The sequence below is a fragment of the Pseudomonas sp. NBRC 100443 genome (assembly GCF_030268185.1).
Classification (GTDB): domain Bacteria; phylum Pseudomonadota; class Gammaproteobacteria; order Pseudomonadales; family Pseudomonadaceae; genus Pseudomonas; species Pseudomonas citronellolis.
The window spans coordinates 16,610-37,390 of record NZ_BSQE01000008.1; the positions used below are offsets into that span (position 1 = coordinate 16,610).

The 20,781-nt window shown below is 56.3% G+C and carries 12 protein-coding genes; all 12 read right to left on the reverse strand.

The annotated features are described in order from the left end of the window. Positions 1-55: 55 nt before the first annotated feature. The 12 genes from QSJ95_RS12330 to QSJ95_RS12385 all read right to left on the reverse strand — a co-directional run bounded on the left by QSJ95_RS12330 (position 56) and on the right by QSJ95_RS12385 (position 20,733). Positions 56-448: a hypothetical protein gene (locus tag QSJ95_RS12330; RefSeq protein ID WP_285642662.1), complete on the reverse strand. Its 393-nt coding sequence runs from the start codon at positions 446-448 to the stop codon at positions 56-58. Continuing rightward, positions 439-9,072 carry a calcium-binding protein gene (locus tag QSJ95_RS12335; RefSeq protein WP_285642663.1) on the reverse strand — a complete coding sequence of 2,878 codons (8,634 nt, stop codon included), beginning with the start codon at positions 9,070-9,072 and terminating at the stop codon, positions 439-441. The genes QSJ95_RS12330 and QSJ95_RS12335 overlap by 10 nt, the downstream gene beginning before the upstream one ends. Next, the gene (locus QSJ95_RS12340) at positions 9,069-9,404 is read right to left on the reverse strand and encodes a hypothetical protein (protein WP_285642665.1); all 336 of its coding nucleotides are present in this window, start codon (positions 9,402-9,404) and stop codon (positions 9,069-9,071) included. Before QSJ95_RS12340 ends, QSJ95_RS12335 begins: the two co-directional genes overlap by 4 nt. Positions 9,405-9,717: 313 nt before the next feature. Beyond that, the gene (locus QSJ95_RS12345) at positions 9,718-10,395 is read right to left on the reverse strand and encodes a hypothetical protein (RefSeq protein WP_285642667.1); all 678 of its coding nucleotides are present in this window, start codon (positions 10,393-10,395) and stop codon (positions 9,718-9,720) included. A 136-nt stretch (positions 10,396-10,531) separates the two neighbouring features. Continuing rightward, a complete protein-coding gene (locus QSJ95_RS12350) occupies positions 10,532-11,947 on the reverse strand; it encodes an HlyD family type I secretion periplasmic adaptor subunit (protein WP_285642669.1) in 1,416 nt (471 codons plus the stop codon). Between the two features lie 3 nt (positions 11,948-11,950). Beyond that, a complete protein-coding gene (locus QSJ95_RS12355) occupies positions 11,951-14,089 on the reverse strand; it encodes a type I secretion system permease/ATPase (RefSeq protein WP_285642671.1) in 2,139 nt (712 codons plus the stop codon). Positions 14,090-14,525: 436 nt separating this feature from the next. Next, positions 14,526-15,485: a FecR family protein gene (locus QSJ95_RS12360; RefSeq protein ID WP_285642673.1), complete on the reverse strand. Its 960-nt coding sequence runs from the start codon at positions 15,483-15,485 to the stop codon at positions 14,526-14,528. Further along, positions 15,482-15,988 carry a sigma-70 family RNA polymerase sigma factor gene (locus QSJ95_RS12365; protein ID WP_285642675.1) on the reverse strand — a complete coding sequence of 169 codons (507 nt, stop codon included), beginning with the start codon at positions 15,986-15,988 and terminating at the stop codon, positions 15,482-15,484. The genes QSJ95_RS12360 and QSJ95_RS12365 overlap by 4 nt, the downstream gene beginning before the upstream one ends. 257 nt (positions 15,989-16,245) lie before the next feature. After that, positions 16,246-17,799 carry an MFS transporter gene (locus tag QSJ95_RS12370; protein WP_285642677.1) on the reverse strand — a complete coding sequence of 518 codons (1,554 nt, stop codon included), beginning with the start codon at positions 17,797-17,799 and terminating at the stop codon, positions 16,246-16,248. 18 nt (positions 17,800-17,817) lie between these two features. Beyond that, positions 17,818-19,035: a cytochrome P450 gene (locus tag QSJ95_RS12375; RefSeq protein WP_069865911.1), complete on the reverse strand. Its 1,218-nt coding sequence runs from the start codon at positions 19,033-19,035 to the stop codon at positions 17,818-17,820. Further along, positions 19,032-19,712, reverse strand: coding sequence for an HAD family hydrolase (locus QSJ95_RS12380; protein ID WP_064583484.1), 681 nt, complete (start codon positions 19,710-19,712; stop codon positions 19,032-19,034). Before QSJ95_RS12380 ends, QSJ95_RS12375 begins: the two co-directional genes overlap by 4 nt. A gap of 1 nt (position 19,713) precedes the next feature. Continuing rightward, positions 19,714-20,733, reverse strand: coding sequence for a ScbA/BarX family gamma-butyrolactone biosynthesis protein (locus tag QSJ95_RS12385; RefSeq protein WP_285642684.1), 1,020 nt, complete (start codon positions 20,731-20,733; stop codon positions 19,714-19,716). Positions 20,734-20,781 lie beyond the last annotated feature (48 nt).

The window sequence follows — 20,781 nt, forward strand, 5'->3', positions numbered from 1 at the left end:
GCACATGACGGCTACGAGAGCCGCTGCCTATCTGCCAGCCCAACCACCGCTTTTATCAGAGTGTTGTCATCAGTTGCTCCGCCGATGTTCCTTCGGCGGTTTTCACACCCTGTGCGCAGACAAAGAAGTCAAAGTTAAACGTATCAAGAAAGCACGCAAGCCCTTGTACTTTTGCGCTAAGAGGACGCGAATCACCGATTCGCTCGAACAGCATTTTCCCTGTTGCCAGGTTGAAGTCGGTATCGACCACCGCGATCGTATCGTGGTCAGGCTCACCACTGTTCTCGGCTTGATGAACCCGAATACCGATCAGTCGAAAGCGGCCGCTCGCTTGCCGTTTGAACTGATAAACCCCCTCAAAAGTCTCAGAAAGCTGACAAGTGGTAAGCAAAATAGAAACGGCCCGCCGAACGGCGGGCTGTTTCCGTACTTCAACTGTTACTGCCAATTAGCGGCGATGACCACATTCAACTGGTCACGCTGCGACTGGCTCAGACTCACCTCACCACCCGCCGGAGCCCCAAAAGCAGCCATCGCATTGACGAGGTTGTCCACCTGGTTGGCATAAAGCGTAGAGCTGCCTGCCTGAATGGCGTCCAGTTTCTGCGCCGAGTTGGCGTACCAGTCCTGTACCATAATGCTATCGGCCGAGCCGGTTACATCGATCACCAGGTTGTCGCCTTGACGAGACAGCCACAGGTTCTCCCTGGCAATCCCCTCGATACTCAGAACGTCGTTGTCCGCGGGCGTGTTGGACAGATTGTTGATTGTGTCCAGGCCATCTCCCGCAGCGAAACGGTAGGTATCGCTACCATCCCCACCAATGAGGTAGTCATTGCCCTTGTTGCCTCGCAAGGTGTCATTACCGGCACCGCCATCGATCAGGTCGTCATCCGAAGAACCGAGGATGTTCTGATCGCCAGCTTGACCGCTGAGAAGAGTCCCGAAGGCTCGTTCATCGGGCAGATGCTGGTAATTCGGCGATCCATTCGCATCCGGATTGGTCAGTCCGAATGCGCCAAAGATCTGCGCTGCCGTGATCTGTCCGCCAGAGGCGAAGGTGAGGATATCCACCACGTTGTCGCCGCCCAGGAACCAGTTCTTGATCGTGACCTTGTCGGTGCCACCACTGACGTTGAGCACCAAGTCATTGCCACTCTTCATCAGGCCGCTACCGACCTGGTTGAAGGTTATGCCCTCGAAGCGGAGGGTATCGTAGCCTCCTCCGGCGTTGTCGATGACATCTTGGCCTCCACCGGACGCGAACACATAGGTATCGTCACCTCGACCGCCTACCAGGGTGTCGTTTCCGGCGCCACCATTGAGGCTGTCGCTTCCGTTGCCGCCTTCAAGTCGATCATTGCCGGCATCGCCGAACAGCACATCATCGCCATTAAACCCTTGCAGCAGGTCTCGCTGGGTCGTGCCATTGATTGCCGCATCGTTCCCCGTACTGCCCTGAACGGTGTTGTCATACGCCGCTGTTGGGGTCGGCATCGTGATCCCGAAAGCGCCGAAGATCTGAGCTGCCGTCAACTGCCCACCAGTTTCGAAAGTGAAAGTCTCGACCAGGTTATCTCCCCCGAGGAAGAAGTCCTTCAGGGTTACCTGGTTGGCGGTACTGCCATTGACCTTGAGGATCAGGTCGTTACCCGACTTGGTGAGTCCCGATGCCACTTGGTTGAAGGTGATGCCATTGGAGAAGGTCAGGCTATCAGCGCTACCACCAATCTCCTCGATGGTGTCTTGTCCTGCCGTGAAGATGTAGGTGTCATTACCCACCCCACCGATGAGGCGGTCATTACCTGCCCCGCCATTGAGCGTGTCATTACCCGCTCCACCGATCAGGACATCGTTCCCAGTGGAGCCGGTGATCACATCGTTCCCACCCAGCCCAGCGGTCGGCGGCTGCCCGGTACCGCCACCGGTATCACCTGGATCGGTCGGATCCGTTGGGTCAGTCGGATCCGTCGGGTCCACTCCACCACTTCCATCAGGGAAGGCCGTGAGCATCCCGCCAATTTGGGCCGTCGTGTAGTAGCTCCCCCCATCGTCCGGTTGGATGTAATCGATTGAGTAGTCGCTGCCAAGGAAGTGATTGGTGACACGCAGTTGATGGTCCATATCCCCGTCCACGAGGATGACCAGATCGTCACCATCGCGGTGGAAGCTCAGGCGAGACCGGGCAACGCCATCCAGGATAAAGATGCCATCGAACCCACCACCGCTATTATCGATGACATCCATACCACCACCGGCGCGATAGTAGTACTTGTCGTCTCCTGCACCGCCCGCCAGTTGGTCATCGCCATCTTCACCGTCTAGAACATCGTTCCCCAGACCGCCGATCAGCACATCGTTGCCCGATCCCGAGTTCATGCCGTTACCGCCGGAGAGGTAATCATTGCCATCGCCCCCCTCCAGTTGGTCGTCACCGCTCATGCCGAAGAGCGTGTCGTTACCGGCCAGCCCACGCAGCAGATCGCGCCCGTCATATCCCACCAGTTGCTCTGCGGCGGAGCTTCCATCGATAACCGCCTCGTAATCCCCAGGCACGCCGTTCGCTGCGACCATATGGGCAATACGGGCCGCATTGAGCATGTAGCCGCCATCCGGTTGTACATAGCTGATCGCCTTGTCACCGCCCAGGAAGTGGTCGAGTACACGAACGGACTGCTGCGCATCACCATCGACGAGAATCACCAGATCGTTGCCGTCGCGTGTAAAACTCAGGCGATCCTGGGAAACTCCACCGGTGAAGAACACCCCGTCATTTCCACCACCGGTGTTATCGATAGTGTCGGCACCATCACCCAGCGCATAGACGTATTTGTCATCGCCCGTCCCCCCGCTCAGGAAGTCGGTCCCTACTCCGCCGTCCAACTGGTCGTTACCGGTGCCACCGTAGATCTCGTCGTCACCGGCCTCGCCTTCCAGGTAGTCGTTACCGGCCTCGCCATAAATGACGTCATCTCCGGCCCGCCCCCAGGCCTGGTCATCTCCAGCGCCCAGCCGGATGGTGTCATTCAGATCGCGATAGCCAAGTACGCTGTCCGCAGCATCGGTCGCATAGAACACCACCCGAGACTCGACATCGGCCTGGGTGAGTTCGCTGCCGTCAGCAAAGACAAGGGAATCGAGCTTGAAGTGGTCGGTGGGCTCCTTGAACCAGTTCTGGACAGTGATCGCGTCCGTGCCATTGGCATGGACAATGATCAGATCTAGCCCACGACGCTCGAAGCTCAGGTCAGAAGCGGCAATTCCCGGCCCGAAGCTTAAGGTGTCAAAGCTGGGAGCAATGTTGCTATAGGCTTCGTTCGAGCGCCGCTCGATCAACAGGTCCCTACCATCGCCCAGGTTGAACACATAGGTGTCATCACCGAAGGAGCCGTAGAGGGTGTCGTTGCCGGTGCCACCTTCGAGCGTGTTGCTGCCCTGGTTCCAAGGATTGCTGTAGGCGGTCAACACATCGTTGCCGGCCCCGCCGGACAGGTAATCAGACCCTTCCCCGGTCAACGAGTCATTGCCATCCCCACCGTACAGCTCTCCAGAACCGAGCAGGGTGTCGTTGCCGGCCCCACCATCCAGAAGGCCATTGCCTTCCAAATGATCATCGCCGTCCTCTCCATACAGCTGGTCGTCCCCTCCACCGCCATTGAGGGTGTCGTTATCCGCGCCCCCATGAAGAACGTCATTGCCCCAATCGCCGTTGAGAACATCCTCCCCGGCACCGCCCCACAGGGTGTCATCACCATTTCCACCGTTGAGCGTGTCATTGCCGTCTTCGCCATAGACCTGGTCATTTCCATCATCGGCATGAACGATGTCATCGCCCGCTCCGGCGTGAATGGTGTCTCCATCCACATGACCAAAGATCTCGTCGGCCTGGGCGGTACCAGCGAGAGCCATTTGCTTGATCTGGGCATAGTCCCAGGACGAGCCATCACTGAACTCGAATTGCTCGATCGCGGCGGGCCCCGGTAGTCCAGGCTCGCGAGAGAACTGGCCGCTTATGCGGATCTCATCGGAACTGCCATTTCGGCGTACCAATAAATCCAGACCATCGCGACGCAGCAGTAGGTCAGACGGCATGGCATCCGAAAAGACGAGGGTATCGGAGCCGGAGGTATCCTCGACGACATCGCTACCATGTCCAGAGACAAACAGATAACGGTCATCACCGGCGGCACCCTGGAGCTGATCGTTATCCTCTCCACCGACCAGCACGTCGTTTCCGTCGCCCGCCTGGAGCAAATCGTTTCCGGCTCCGCCCAGTAATTCATCGTCACCGCCCAGAGCAATGATCTGATCGTCACCGGCGCCACCCTCGATGCGGTTGGAGAGCGAGTTGCCTACCAGGATATCCGCCAGAGCAGAACCCTCCAGGGTCCGCGCATTGATCTGCTGGATATCCAGAGTCTCAATTGCGCCGGCAGCATCCTTGAGTGTCAGCCCCTGACGGGGGATGTCTCCACTGAAGAAGCTCTCGAAGACAAGCTGGTCTGCGTTGTTACCCAACAACTGCACCAACAGGTTGTCGCCATCACGACGCAGAAGGGCGTCCGATAGAGGGCCTTCCAGTTGCACGGTGGCTTCGCTCGGCAACCAACGAACCCGATCTACGCCGCCTCCAGACCGAAGGACATAGGTGTCCTGCTCTCCTCCCCAATACGTGTCGTTACCTTCGCCACCGTCAATTAGGTTGCTACCGGTACCTCCACTGAGGTAGTCCTCACCCGCACCGCCCAGCAAAACATCGTTTCCAGCATCTCCTTGAATCCAGTCATTGCCAGCACCGCCCGACAGGTAATCGTCACCTTCGTGCCCATACAGCGAGTCATTACCTTCCTCACCGTTCAGAATATCGTTGCCAGCATATCCATAGAGACGGTCGTCACCTGCAGAGCCAAGCTGAACCAATTGCTTGATTTGTTCGGTATCCCAATAGCTACCATCGGCAAAGGTGATCCGGTCCAGTTGATAGCCATCCTGAGCATCGCTTTCAAAGAAGTACTCTACGTTCAACCGATCGCCAGTATCGAGAATTGTCAAGATGAGTGTGTTCTCATTACGAGTAAGACGCACATCGGACATCGCGATACCAGCCTCCAACTGGACGACATCCAGAGAGCCTACCGAGCGATCGTAATTATTGATCCTGTCTTGCCCATAACCGCGACCGAACCGGTAGACATCGGATCCTTCCCCACCGGACAGGTAATCGTCTCCCGTACCACCATCCAGAGTGTCGTTCCCAGCGCCGCCCTCTAAACGGTCATTGCCCGACTCCCCGAACAACTGGTCATTGCCATCATTGCCATAAATGACGTCGTTGCCCTCGCCGGCAGATATCAGGTCATCGCCTGCATAGCCATATAGCGAGTCTGCATTCGCGGTTGCCGCCAATACCCGGGACTTGATCTGTGCGAGATCCCAAATCGTGCCATCTTCGAAATGAATCTGATCGATCTGCTGGTGGCCCGCCCCATCAGCGTAGAAAAATCCCTGCACGAGCAGGGAGTCGTCACTGCCATTGATGGTGACAAGCAGGTCATTGTTGCCGGTCCGAGTAAGCTTAACATCGGTCACCAGCACATCCTGGGCAAAGCGGATGACATCCACCCGCCCTACACTTGAATCGTAATTGGCTATACGATCATGACCGTCTCCGCGACCAAACAGATAGGTATCTGAACCAGAGCCCCCCTCCATGTAGTCATTGCCAGCACCACCGTGAAGAACATCGTTGCCGTCACCGCCAAGCAAGGTATCGTCGCCAAGCTCACCAGAAAGGACGTCATCTCCACCAACCCCATTCAGGTAGTCGTCGCCGATACCTCCGGATAGCTGATCTGCCGTGGCATAGCCGATGATGCGGTCACTAGCATCGGTGGAATTTACAACCATCTGTTTGATAGTCGCGACATCCCAAGTAGTACCATTAGCAAAGACCACCTGATCGACTTGATACCCACTGGCAGCGTCACCAACGAAGAAACTCCGTACTCGAATAGAGTCACTGCCGCCATTAAGAGTAATCAGGAGATCATCCCCTGAACGAGCAATACCTAGCTGTTCGGGAAGAGTGGAAGCATCAAGCAAGATTCGATCGACACGCCCACTTGAGGTGTCATAGTTATCAATCACATCATGACCGCTATTTGGCCCAAAGAAATAAGTATCTGAACCGGCGCCTCCAGTCAGATTATCATTTCCTTCGCCTCCATCGAGATAGTCATTACCATCGCCGCCCTCTAGACGATCATTGCCCCCCAAGCCTAATAATTGATCATCTCCACCTTTCCCATAGATCGACTCTGCGTCACTTCCACCTGATATAACATCATCAGTCTCGTATCCATAAATCTGTGTCAAGCCCTCGCCTGGCTGCAAGACGATTTTTTTAATATCCTCAAGCGACCAAATAGCGCCGTCAGAAAATAGTATGCTATTTATCTGATAGCCGCCCAAAGCATCATCCACAAAGAAATTACTAACCCTAAGCGAGTCATTTGAATTTGACACTCGTAACAACAGATCCTGACCACTCCGAGAAAGAGCGATATTTTCTTTTGAAAGCCCTGGAGAAAGAAGAATACTATCCACCCTCCCCACAGACTTATCATAATTATAAATTACATCACTACCATCACCAATACCAAAGACATAAGTATCCGAACCATCGCCACCAGTTAACTCATCATTCCCAGCCCCGCCATAAATTATGTCATTTCCTGAACCACCAAAGAGGCGGTCAGCCCCCTCACCGGCAACCAAGATGTCATCCCCTTCATCTCCAGATAGATAGTCGCCACCAGCCCCTCCGACAAGCACGTCGTTGCCTTGCCTCCCGGAGATAGTGTCATTCCCATTACCTCCATAAATAAAATCTAGACTGCTGTCGCCACTGATGACATCTGAAGTATCCGCACCAAAAACTGCCCTTCCGATATCTAATTGGTATTTGAAGGCTTCAAGCTCTGCCCCGGAAAACTCCGAGACCCACTGAGCCAGCATCTCCGACCAATCCGCCGTAGGCCCTTTTAAATTATGAATAAGCTCATATAAATCTACAGAAGCGGCCACTCTATTATTGTCATGCGCGCTAATAAGCGAATCAGTGACAGCCTGATAATCCACATGAACTCCCTCAAGAGAGAGCCTCACTTCAACTTTAGAGAGGTATTTTTCAAGCCTTGTCTGAACCAGAAGGGATTCATACACAGCCTCATGCAGGGCCTCATATGACGAATTAATGAAAGGCGCCTGACTAGAATTTATAGTTAAACTTGACTCGGTTACATAATACGTAGATGCCTGCCCAGCACCACTAGATGTAAACTTTAGCGTACCTAGATTTGCCGCACCAGCTGTTATTTTAACTTCTACGACACGAACCCCACTAGAGTTCGTCGTATATGTAGCAGAGAAATTAAAGAAATCTTGCCCATTAAATACTTCAAGAATTCTAATTCTTTCAAGCAGTTGCCTTTGAGCCAGCTGGCTTGAACTAGCGCTACCTGTCGCGCCAGGCTTTTCCCAAGAATATGAAAACTTGATATTGAATTCACTATTGCTTAACGATTCAATTCGCTTTTCAAAGGTTTCATAACCAGAACTATCAGACCAAGCCGAAATCACCGAATCAAGAATATCCACCTGCCCTTTTCTATTATCAATACCCATATAATCTTGAAGTAATGACTTTAGCTCGGGACTAAGCATTGATGCTTCTCTAAGGTCTCTAACTGCCCCCGTCCCAATCATGTCTGGCAAATTTTGTGATACGGAGTCCAACCTCACATGATCTACAAACTCTCTATTGAATGGATTTGCAGCAAGATCCAAGTTAGCAGTAGAACTTGTATTTCCATTCACACCGCCTTCGGTTCCATCACTACGAATAAATGTCCCGACGGCTGTTATTACACTCCCACCAGACTCTTGATTTACAAGAGTAGACTCCAGGCTAATTTTTGTTATACCCAAATCAGCTAGCCGCCTCAGCTCGCCAGATTGAGAAATTCCATCTTGATTAAGATCCCGCCAAACTAAAACCTGATCAAAAGCGATGTCCCCCTGATCAAAAACCCCATCAAGATTTGAATCCAAATCCTTTAAAGCATCGAATCCATTTAGTGCTTTGCTTCCATCTCTTTTTACCGTATCAACCCCAAACAGTTCACTACCATTGTCTATTAATCCATTGGAGTTCCTATCGTAAACCAAGAAACCATCATCACCTTTTATCCAGCCGGTACCGGTGCGAACACCATCACCATCAAAGTCAAAGGTCACACCCGCTGAGCTAGGCAATACTTCTATTCCATCTCCATCCAAGTCAAGAACCAAAGGATCATATCGTTGCACCACATTTAGTCCGCTATTCCATTGCTCATTTACCTTTTCATTGACCCTGTCAACATTCTTGTTATATTGCTCAAAAAAACCCGCCCAAGAGAGACACATGTTATTTAAGTCAATGTACGCATCCTCAAGCGCACCTTGATAGGCCTGATCTATATCTCGCCCTTGATTAGTATATTTACCAATAGCATCCTTTACCTTTCTATCTATGCTATCCGTAATATCTTTCCACTGCTGTTTAAGCTTCTCCTTTTGTTCAGGAGTACGCTCCAAGGTATCATGAGCGGTATTCAAAGTCTGATCAATCAGCTTCTTGATTAGAATTTGACTCGCTGCACCAACAGCCTTACCCGAGTTCTCCACGTCACCTGGAGGGATAGTAAATGGAGGATTATCTATCCACCACTGCTTCTCACTTTCTGTTAGTGGCTGATACCCGTTCTCTATTAATTCCTTGTCGATCTTCTCCCAAGTTAAATCAACCATTTTCGAACCATAAGCATCATCTCTTATAAGATCTAGCGTATCCGTTACTGTCTCCTCAATCGCTGAAGGCTCTTTTTCTTTTTGCTTCCCCATCTCGGTTGTTAGCATGTCACGCCATGCGTTGATAGATTTATTCTGCCAGTACTTAACCGAATTATCATAATTTATTGCATTCTCCAGCCTCTTACTAATGATTTCATCTCGGCTCATTGTACTCATGACAATCTCCTATTCAGAACTGTTGAAATAGCAGAAAAAACAAAAGCAACAAGTACCAAGGCAGAAGCCCACACTAGATTAATTCTACCGCCTATCGCTTTTACTTCTAGCGCACCCTGCTCAATAATCTTACGCTCATTCTCACTTAAAACTGCCCCATCTTTTCGGGACTCAAGTAGTATCGCGGTATACTCCTTATTATTTTGCATATAGGAATATATATACTGCTTCTCCACAACCTTTCTTGCATCAATGCTCGTCAATGCAGAAAACATAGCACCGGAAACCAAAGTAGCATTAACAATAAACCTCACAATTAAACCAACTTTCATATTTCTTTACTCCTAAAATTATCTCTCGACCATACTCTCGCCTGCATACGTCTCAACGTGGAGTCAAGAAATAATCCACGACTCTTCTTTTATCTGTCTTTATTTCGGCCCGCACCACCATCCCCGGAGACAACACAGCATTTCAGCCATCTACTTTCACATGATCTTCCTTTAGATGAACTATTACGCCATACACCAGACCTTTCTTTTCGTCCTCAATGGCAACGTTAGAGACACTCTTTACAACACCATGAATAACCCCATATTTCGTAAAATTGAAAGTTTCGACTTAGAGACATTCCGCCTCACATCCTTAATATCGAACTGAGTTTACAGACTCAATAAATGCACCTGCCTTAAACAACTCAACATCACCCATTTGCATAATTCGAGCCGATATAATTACGTACTCATGAAAAAGCTCCGGCTTCTCTCTAGCTAATGAGTCGCAACTCTCTGTTCGCAAATCATATATCACACCTCCCTTCATCCTTATTCTATTTATTACGGCCGCAGCCTCCTTTCGAGCAGCCTCCGGAGAATAGCCACTCAACTGCTTCTCTTTGTACCTAAGCAAACTTGACTCAAATTCAATGGGGCACACATGCATCTCTAGCAATCGTTTCCGAACACGTTCAAGTAATTTCAAGGCAGATTCCGCATGCCCACTATCTATAAGCAAGTTTGCTATTTCAATATTATTTTCATTACACACAGCCGCATCCACTTCACACTTATCCTTTCCAACATAATCAACAAAGGCCTCATCCTCAGAAGCTCCAGGCTGGATACTTAGAATATTAGTCAAATCACTTTCAGCCAGCCCCTTACCTTTCTTATTAAAATAACTAGCCCTCCACATGTCCTCCCGGATCCATTTAGAGTCATTCCGCCCAGAATCAGTAACAAGCCGTCCAAAATACAAAACAGCAATTGCAGACAGAGCGAGCACCAAAAAACTACCAATGACAAACCGCGAAGACTTTCTCACCAACATCACCTCACCAAGTAGACCGATACCAAACACTGCGCCTACAAACTATAATCGCTAAGACAAAAAACTTTTTACCAAGACAATTAGAAAATCATCAGATGACACCTACAACTGACGCCTGCCATAGCAATTCCTAGCGTTCATCAAGGCTTTCGTTAAGATGCTGCTGCAAAGGACTCAGGAAGTAGTCGATTATTTTCCTGTGATTTGTTTTGATCTCTACAGACACCAACATTCCAGGAGAGAGAGAAACCTTCCTTCCATCAATATCCATTTCACCTCTATCGACTTTTACTCTCGCACCATATAAAAGACCCTTGCGCTCATCCTCTATTGCATCATTAGATATACTTATCACCTCTCCACGAGCCGTTCCATACTTAGTAAAATTAAAAGTTTCTACTTTTATCTCTGCCTTTTGCCCAGGCGCGACAAAACCAATATCTTTATTTTCAAGCATCGCTTCGACTTCAACAGGTTGATCCGAAGGAACAATGACCATTAGCGGCTGGGCCTCAGTTACAACCCCTCCATCAGTGTGGATTGCCAATTGCTGGACGGTGCCATCCACTGGTGATGTAAGGCGCATAAGATGATCACGCTGCTCGGCCTTACGAAGCTCCTGCACTAAGCCTGTAACCTTCTGCGACGACTCATGTTGGAGATCCAACATGGCGCGCTGCGTTTGTGCCAGCACGCTTTGGCGACGACGCTCCGATTCCATTTTTGCTGCTAGTAGCTCAGACTCCTTAGACTGCTGTACACGATACTCTCGCTCCTGATCCAGACGCTCTTTCTCACGCTGTAACCAAGCGTGCTTGCCAAGAATCCCTCGATCCAGCAGCTTTTTATAATCTGCAGCCAACTGCCTCGTTATTGGAAGGCTTTCTTCAAGTGAAGCGATGGTGGCCTTTCCGGCTTGAATCTCAGCGCTACGTTGATCAATCTCCGCGTCGATTTGATCAAGTGAACTTTTCAGTTCGAGATACTGGCCCTGCAACCAGCGTTGTGCAGCGACTTGTTGATCGGTAGAAGCTTGAGGTATCAAGCCAGCCAGTGAGGTGGGCTCACGATTAGTCTGAATGGCATCAAGAAGTACAGAGGCACGGGCGACGTCGATCTGGGCAGCAAGCAGGTCACTCCTGATTCGCTCCACGTCTGCCCCCGTAATCTGGGAGTCCAGTTCAACTAGCAGATCTCCCGCTTTTACTTTCTGGCCGTCATAAACGTGGATAGCCTTGACCACGGCCACTTCGCTGGGTTGTATAACCTTGGACTTTCCACTCGGGACGATTTTCCCAGTGGCCGTAGCAACGACATCGATTTCGCCCACACAAGCCCATATCAGAGTCAATGCAGCAAATGCCAGAATTAACCACTGGATCACCCGAGGCGCGGGATGGACTGGGGCTTCCTGCAATGCTAAAGCCGCCGGTAAGAAGTGCACTTCGTGCGAGTGACGAATCGGAGAGTCCATATTCTTGCGATGCCGCCAGGCATGTCGCCATACCGAACGATAGCGACTGAGCAACTCCATTCTTGCGCCCATGACTTACCCCTGCTGCAAGCGATGCAGGCGCGAGTAGTGACCTGCCTGATGAGAGAGCAATTCGACGTGGCTGCCCTGCTCGACGATTTGCCCCCGGTCCATCACGACGATTCGGTTGGCATCACGCACCGCTGACAAGCGGTGGGCAATGATGATTACGGTTCTACCTTTGCAGATAGCCTGCATGTTCTGTTGGATGAGGCGTTCCGACTCATAGTCCAGAGCGCTGGTGGCCTCGTCGAAGATCAGAATGCGGGGATTACCAATCAAGGCCCGCGCTATGGCAATTCGTTGTCGCTGCCCACCCGAAAGCGAGGCGCCATGCTCGCCCACGACAGTGTCATAGCCCTCTGGCAGTTCCAGGATGAACTCATGGGCGCCCGCCAGTTTGGCTGCATTAATGACCAACTCAATGGGAGCACCTGGATCGGTAAGGGCGATGTTTTCCCGAATGCTTCGGTTGAACAACATGTTGTCTTGCAAGACAACGCCGATCTGTCGGCGAAGAGAGGAAACGTCGGCGAGCGCGAGATCCATGCCATCCACCAGCACACGCCCACGCTCGGGGGTATAGAGCCTCTGCAATAGGCGTGTCAGCGTGCTTTTTCCAGACCCTGAGCGTCCCACTACGCCAATAACTTCTCCAGCCTGTATCGCGAGACTGATACCCCGCAACACTTCCGAACCATCAGGCCGATATCTGAAATGCACCTGATCAAACTCAATATGGCCCTTGAGCGGCGGTAAAGCGCTTCGGGTAGCTTGGTTTGCTTCGGTCCTGGTATTGAGAATATCGCCCAGCCGCTGGACGGATACACCGGTCTGTTGGAAGTTCGTCCACAACTGGGCGAGACGCATGATGGGTTGAGCCACACGGCCGGCCAGCATATTGAACGCAATCAGCTGTCCGACGCTCAGCTGCCCGTCGATGACCAATCGGGCCCCCAGCCACAGCGTGGCCACCGTTACCAGCTTGCCAACAAAGCCAACACTTTCATTCGCAAGAGTCGAGAGCGTCTGTGTCTTGAAGCTGGCCGCCACATACCCGGCCAACTGGTTGTCCCACTTGCGGTTGATCTGCGGTTCGACGGCCATCGCCTTCAGCGTATCGATGCCGTTGACCGTCTCTACCAGAAAGGCTTGGTTTTCGGCGTTCCTGGTAAAGCTCTCGTTCAGCCGAGCGCGCAGTACAGGAGTAATCAGCAACGAAATGATGAAGTAGATTGGAAGCGAGAGAACCACGACCAGCGTGAGCCAGCCGCTGTAGAAGAACATGACAGCAATGAAAACGATCGAGAAAAAGACGTCGAGAATCAGCGTGATCGCATTGCCGGTCAGGAAACTGCGGATGTTCTCCAATTCCCTCACGCGAGCGACGGAATCCCCTACCCGGCGAGCCTGAAAGTAAGCTAAAGGGAGCGTGACCAGATGCCGGAAGAGCCGGGATCCCAACTCGACATCGATGCGGCTTGCGGTATGAGCGAATACATAACTGCGCAAACCAGAAAGCAACGACTCGAAGATCATGATGCCGAGCAGGCCGATGGCAATGACATCGAGTGTGGACAACCCTCGGTGAACCAACACCTTGTCCATCACCACTTGGAAGAATAACGGAGTCAGGAGGGCGAAGATTTGCAGGACAAACGAAACGAGCAGTACCTCGCCAAGCAGCTTGCGGTACTTGACGATTGCAGGGATGAAGCAGGTGAAATCGAAACGAGATAGCTCACCAGCGAGAGACGCTTCGGAACGAATCAGGATCAGCGTCCCCTCCCACCGAGACTCCAGCGCTTCACGCTCCAGGACTTCCGGGCGCTTGATGAGTGGGTCGTGGATCAGCGTTTTATCACCGTCCTGGCGAGCGATGATGAAGTAGCCACCGGAAAGGTCGGCCGCAATAGCTGGTAAGGGCGTATTCGAAAGACGTTCGGATGTACTGTGGATTTGTCTCGCCTTCAGCCCGAGCTTCTTCGCAGCGAGCAACAGTTCAGCACTGCCAAAGCTGCGCCCATCTTCAGCAAATTCATGTGCCAGTTGTTCGGGAGAAGCAGCGAGGTTGTGAAAGCGTGCCAGCATGACCAAGGAGGCCAAACCGGTATCCACAGGAGTTCCAGCCCCTAGAGAGCTTTCGTCTGACATGTTTTCGTCCCTGATACGTAGCAGTGCGATTAACAGCTACAGCCAACATCCTTATGGCCTTCTACATGCCTACGCATGCATCATTCAGATAACGCTCCGTCTGACGTTCTCTCAAGGAAAGCGCTGAAGGAGGCGTGATGTCGATCACAAATTGTCCCGGGACGGATGTAACAAAACATTTCTTTCCAGATACAAAATTGAGACACAGGAATATCAATACCAGGCCCGCTGGGTGCTGGATCGCCTAGGTGCTAGTAGCGTACTGCCGAGTGTGAGCATATGAGTCATGTAGATGGGATCGACTTTCTGTCTCTCAGGCTACCAAAAGGTCAGAGCTATTCTTGATCATCCCAAGGGGCCGCCTAGAAAACTAGGCAATATGCCGTAATGAAGCACATTACTAATGGGGTAGATGCCGTTGAGTACCAGCCGATCATCAGCCCTGCGCTTCGATACTCACCCAGTAATCGTTGCGCCGAACCACCCGGATCGGAAGGCTTCGTTCGAGCATCTCCAGCGTCAGGTCGCTATTGTCCAGCGGATACAGGCCGCTTACGCGCAATCCGGCAATGGCCGCGTCCAGGCGCAGTATCCCGCGGCGGTAGGGCCTGATCGCCTCGATCACCCAGGCCAGCGAACGATCGTGCGCCGCCAGCCAGCCATCCACCCAGGCGCTTTCCGAAGGCTGCATCGCCTCGTCCGCCAGCAGGCCGTGCTCGTTGAACAGCACGCTTCGCCGAACGTCGAGCGCATGCGTCCTGGCGTCGGGGAGAGTCAGCTGCGCGGGCGTGTCCAGCGTCACCAGGCGCATGCCTTGCGCTTCCTCGCGCAGCAGCAGGCGTCCTTGCGAGGCACGCACCTGGCCCACGCCGGTTTCGAGCGCAAAAGTCCCCCGGCGATCCGCCGCGATCTGCAGCAGGAGCTCTCCCTGGCGCATGCGCAGCCCTCGCCGCTCGGCGTCAAAGCGGGTGGCCACCGCGCTGCGGGCATTCAGGTCGAGCCGGCTGCCGTCCTCCAGGATCCAGAAGCGCCGTTCGGCAGTGCCGGTGTAGAGGTCGCCAGGCAGCGCCAGGCCCGCCCGCTCCAGGCGCAGTATGGCTCCGGCAGCCAGCGTGAGGCCGCCGAGCGCCAGGCTCACGCGCAGGAACTGGCGGCGCCCGGAGGGGGCCTGGATGGCGCGCAGCAGTTGGTCCCCGGACTGTGATCGCCACGGCGAGTCACGCAGCGGAGACAGCCCTTGGGAAAGCTTCAGGAAGACTGCCTCGTGCTGCGACGAGGCGCTTCGCCAATGCTCCAGCGCCTGGCGCTCCTCCTGTGAGATTTCCCCCGACTGCAGTCTGACCATCCATTGGATGGCCTCCTCCACCAGCGGATCGGCTATCGCTTTGCGACTCATCCGGCGAACTCCTGATAGCAGCAGCGCAAGGCGTCGGTCATCAGTTGGTGCACGCGCCCCAGCGACAGGTTCAGGCGCAGGCCGATCTGGGTGTAGGTCAGGCCATCGATCTGGCTGTACACGAACACCGCCTTGGCCTGGGTCGACAGGCCATCGAGCAGACGGTCGATGGCCAACAGGCTCTCCACCAGGATCCACTGCTCCTGCGGCGAAGGGTGGGTCTGCTCGGGCGTTTCGGCCAGCACCTGCAGATAGGCATTCTCCAGTTCGCGCCGGCGCCAGCCTTCGTACATCAGGCGTTGCGCGATGGTGGTGAGCAGCGCGCGTGGCTCGCGGATGGCGCTGGGATCAGTGTGCGACCAGACCCGCAGGAAGGTTTCCGAAGCAATGTCCTGGGCGCTGTGCGCGCAACCGGTACGGTAGGACAGCCGGGCGCAGAGCCAGGCGTAGTTCTGCTGGAACAACTGGCCGAACACTTTGTGCTTGAGGGCTTCATGGTCCATATGAATCGAGGCCTTTGGGGACTGCTCACGCCAACGGGTGGTGCGGTAGTGGGCCTGTCGGTGAAGGGAACGAGCGCCAAGCCGGCGCATCCGGGACCTGCGAGGAACCGGTTGGCTATCAATCTGCATGATCAGGGCTCCTCTCAGAAGGAATAAAAAATTTCTACCACCACACCGCGAGCTATAAGAAACAAAACACGCGGACATGCGCCAACGGGCTCCGGCAAGAGCCCGTCGGACGCTTGTCGACGCGGGTATCAGGCCGCCTGGCTCGCGGCGCGTGCCGGGGCCGCCTGGCGCTCCTGCGCACGCAGTGGGCGCACCAGCCAGGCGATCACCAGGCTCAGGACGAGCACGATCCCGGCCAGCACCCAAAGCACACCGTGGAAGGCCTGGTCGTACCCCGCCAGCAGCAGCGGCTGCAAGGCCTGGAGCAGTTCGGCGGAAGATTGCGCCGGACCGTCCAGGTTGCCCGCGGCGGTTGCGTCGAGCCATTGCCTGAGGCTGCCCGGGCCATCAAGAGCCGGAGCGATGCGCGGCCCCAGTTGCTGGCCGAGGAAAGTCGCCAGCAGCGAGCCGTAGAGCGCCACGGCGACAGCCTCGCTGCCAAGCCGGAAGGTGTTGAGCAGCCCCGCCGCCATGCCGGCCTGCGGTTCGGGCACGGTCTTCAGCGCCAGGCCGTCCACCAGGCCTGCCGACAGGCCCATGCCGATGCCCACCAGCAACAGCGGCACTGCCAGTTGCCAGAGCAGCGCCCCTGGCTGACTGAGCAACGCCAGGCCGACCAGCCCCGCCAGCAATGCCAGCAGGCTGGCCTTGAGGATGCCCACTGCCGAAACGCCTCGGCCGACCCATTTGCCGGCCAGGATCGGGCACACCAGCATGGGCGCGGTGAGCAGCAACATGGCCAGGCCCGCATGGGTCGGCGCCAGGCGCAACACTCCGGAGAGGTAGCTGGGCAGGTACGTCAGCAGGGTGACGAAGCCGAACGACGCGGCCACCGTCACCAACGCCAGCCCCACGAAGGGCGCATTGGCGAGCAGCGAGAGGTCGAGCATCGGCTGCGCATGGCGCCGCTCCTGCCAGGCGAACACGCCCAGCAATACCGCCGAGGCCAGTACCAACAGGCCGATGCCCTGGCTCTGCCAGCCCCATTGCGAGCCCTGCACGATGGCCGTCATCAGCGCCAACAGGGCGAGGATGAACAGTGCCGCGCCGGGCACGTCGAAGCGCTGCGCTCCTGGTCGTGCGACGTCACGAGGGATCAGCGCGCTGCCCAGCAACACCAGTACCAGCGTCACGGTGTGCGCGGCGAAGATCGCGCGCCAGCCGATGCTGTCCAGCAATAGTCCGGAAAGGGTCGGGCCTAGGCTGACACCCAGCCCGGCGACAGTGCCGAACAGCGCGAAGGCACGCAGTCGCGCCGGACCCTCGAAGTAGGTGGAAAGAATGGCGATACCGCAGGAGAAGATCGCCGCCGCGCCGACCCCGGCCAGCGCCCGCGCCAGGTCGAGAATCCAGGCTGCCGGCGCCAGCGCCGAGAGCAGCGAGGCCAGGACGTACAGGCCGACGCCGCTGACGAAGCAGCGGCGCCGGCCCAGGCGATCGGCGAGCGCCCCCCAGGTCAGGGTGAAGCAGGCGAAGGCCAGGTTGAAGGCATTGACCACCCATTGCAGGCTGGTCAGCGGAGCCCGCAGGTCGCTGCCGATGGCCGGAAGCGCCAATGCCGTACCCGAGATGGAACTGGGCACGACGAAGATCGCCAGCAGGATGATGCCCAGCAGGGCCTTGTCGATCAGTGCTTTGCTCATGTTCGTTTCCCGTTGCGGTCAGTGGGTGACGGTCCAGCGCACCGGCAGCCGCGCCGGTCGCCGCAGGATGATGCCGTGTACCCACGGCAACTCTTCGGCGGGTACCGCCAGGCGCAGGCGCGGCAGACGCTCGACCAGCACTTGCAGCACCGTGGTGATTTCCAGGCGGGCCAGGGCCGCGCCCATGCAGTTGTGCATGCCGTAGCCGAACTGCAGGTGACGCGGGCCCTGGCGATCCAGGCGGATCACCAGCGGGTCGGTGAAGGCGTCGGGGTCGCGGTTGGCAGCGAAGGCGTCGGCGTAGATGGCGCTGCCGGCCGGAATGAGCCCCCAGGGACCGTCGATGTCTTCGCTGGCCAGGCGCGGGAAGGTCGAGATGGTGCCCAGCGGAATCAGCCGCAGCAGCTCCTCCACGGCCGTCGGGATCAGCGCCGGATTGTCCACCAGGGTTTGCCACAGCCCCGGCGCGGCGAGCAGCGTATAGAGCGCCTTGGTCAGTACCGTGAGGATGTTCTGGTCGCCCCCCACCAGCACGCCGATGAGGATGCCGACCAGTTCCTTGTCGTTCAGCGGCGGCTCGCTGTCCTCGCGCCCGGCGACCAGGCGCTGGATCAGGCCGCCGGGCAGCGTCGGTCGCGCGCCGGTCACCAGCTCCGTGAGGTAGCCGTAGACCGCCCAGAACTGCCGCAGCAACTCCGGCACGTCTTCGTCCGAGGCGATCTGCATGGTGTGGCTGAGCGGCCGGTAATAGGCACGGTCAGCCAGGTCGATGCCCAACAGGTGGCAATCCACAGTCGCGGGCACCTCATCCAGCACCAGGCCGAACAGGTCGGCGCCCTCGCCTGCCTGCTGCAACAGCGCCAGGCGCTGCTGGGTGACCGCCACCACGCGCTCGCGCAGTTCGGCCACGCCGGCCGGGCTGAAGTCCTTGGCGATCACCTTGCGCAGCCGTCCGTGGAACGGCGCGTCGTTGTTCAGCAGCATTTCCGCTGGAGTGATGGTCGGCAGGAAGCTGGCGCCATCCTCGGCGTTGCACGGGCTGCGGATTGCCCGTGCGTCGGTGAGGATCTGCTGCACGTGCTCGTAGCGCGTCAGGTGATAGGCCAGGTGGCCGCTGGGCAGGACGATGCGGGCGATGCCCCCGCTCGGCTCGGCGGGCCGGTACTGCGGCGCCGCGTCGAGCCGGGGAATCTGCGTGACCAGCACCGGTGGGCGGGTATGCAGGGCGATGGTCATGATGCGAGGGCCTCCTCGGACGCGCGCAGGGCAACGCCGGTCAACGCCTCGAGAGCATCGAGCGCGCCGGGGTTGTCGATGAAATGCAGGGTCTGCCAGCCCTGCGCGGCTGCCGCGGCGATGTTCTCCGCGACATCGTCGATCAGCAGGCTTTGCGCCGGCAGGCGGCCGGAACGCTGCGTGGCGATCTCGAAGAAACGTGCGTCCGGCTTGCGGCAGCGCTCGCGCGAGGAGTCGACGATCAGGTCGACCACCGCATCGAGGTCGACCAGCTCACGCCAGTACGGCTCCCACTCGACCACGTTGTTGGTGAGGATGCCCACCTGGTAGCCGGCACTCTTGAGCCGTCGCGCCGCCTCGCGCATCGCCGGGTTGGGCCGCACGCCGCTGAACCATTGCTGGCCGAAGCGGGTGAGCCGGGCCCGCGACAGGTCCAGCTGCGGGTCGTTGCGCCGCAGCGCCTCGGCCAGGCGAATGCCCCACTGCTCTTCGCTGAGCAGGGCATTCTCGATCGGAGCAAGCATCGGCACGCCCAGGTCATCGGCGACGTCCTGCATCGCCTGCTGCAAGGCAGCCGGAGCGATACCGGTCTTGCGCTCATACTGGGCAAACAGTTCCGGAATCGGTGGCGACAGCACGCCACCGAAGTCGAACCAGACGATCTTCAGCGTGGCCATCTCAAGCCACCTCTTCGTGCAACGGCACGCCGCTGACTTCCAGCGGCAACGCCGAAGCGACCGGCACCAGCCAGACCTGCGCGCGAGCGATGACCTGCCCGGCCTGCACGACGTCCACCGGCAACGTCAGCGTCTGCCCATCGCCCAGCAGCTGCAGTTCGGCCTCCCGGACCCGGTAGCGGGTCTCAAGCCCGAACTCGCCAAAGCGGGTGAAGGCCACCTTGCATTGCGACAGCAGCAACGCGTCGGACTCGATGGAGCGATAGCGCCGCGCGGCGACCAGCGCGACCTGGCGGAAGCCTTCGAGCAGCAGCATGCCGGGGATGTGGTCCAGCGGATGGTCGAAGATCGCCGGGTTGTCGCGGTCGACGATCAGGCTCGCGGAGAAGCCCTCCTCGCTTTCCGCCAGGTCGCGGCCGAGCACCACGTTGTTCAGCCAGTGCCGCCCGACCCGGCGCGGCGCCAGTGGCTCGGGGCGCTGCACCCGCGGGTCGGTGTCCGCCGGCACGCTGGTCAGGCCGCGGGCACGCAGCTTGTCCCAGCTGGCCGAGGGCATCCAGCGGATGCTCATGCGCTCATGGCGAGCGGCCACCTGGCCGTCGATCAGCAACTGCATGTCCAGGGTCACGCCGGACAGCACGCTGTCACGCCAGTAGTGGTCCACCACCTGCACATCGATCAGCGCCGACGCCGGTCGACTGCCGACACGCAGTAAGTCACGGCGTACCAGGCGAGTATCGCTGTCGACATAGAGGAACTTGTCCTTGGGGCTGACGCCAAGGAAGGCGTGGGAAATATAGATCGATGCCTGGCGGAACACTTCGAGCAGCAACAGCATGTCGTAATGCTCACCACCGTGGGCATGCTCGCTGAAGTAACTGTGGGTGCGCGGAAGTTGCGCGGCGCATTGGAAGCTCACGTCGTCAAAACGTATGGCGCCGGTCAGGAATACTTCGCTGACGGCGGCGCGATGCACCAGGCTGCGCGGAACGGTGTTTTCGTAATGAGAAACATCGGACATGTCGGGATCTCCTTCATGGACGGTTGCAGGCACTTTCAAAAGTTGCAC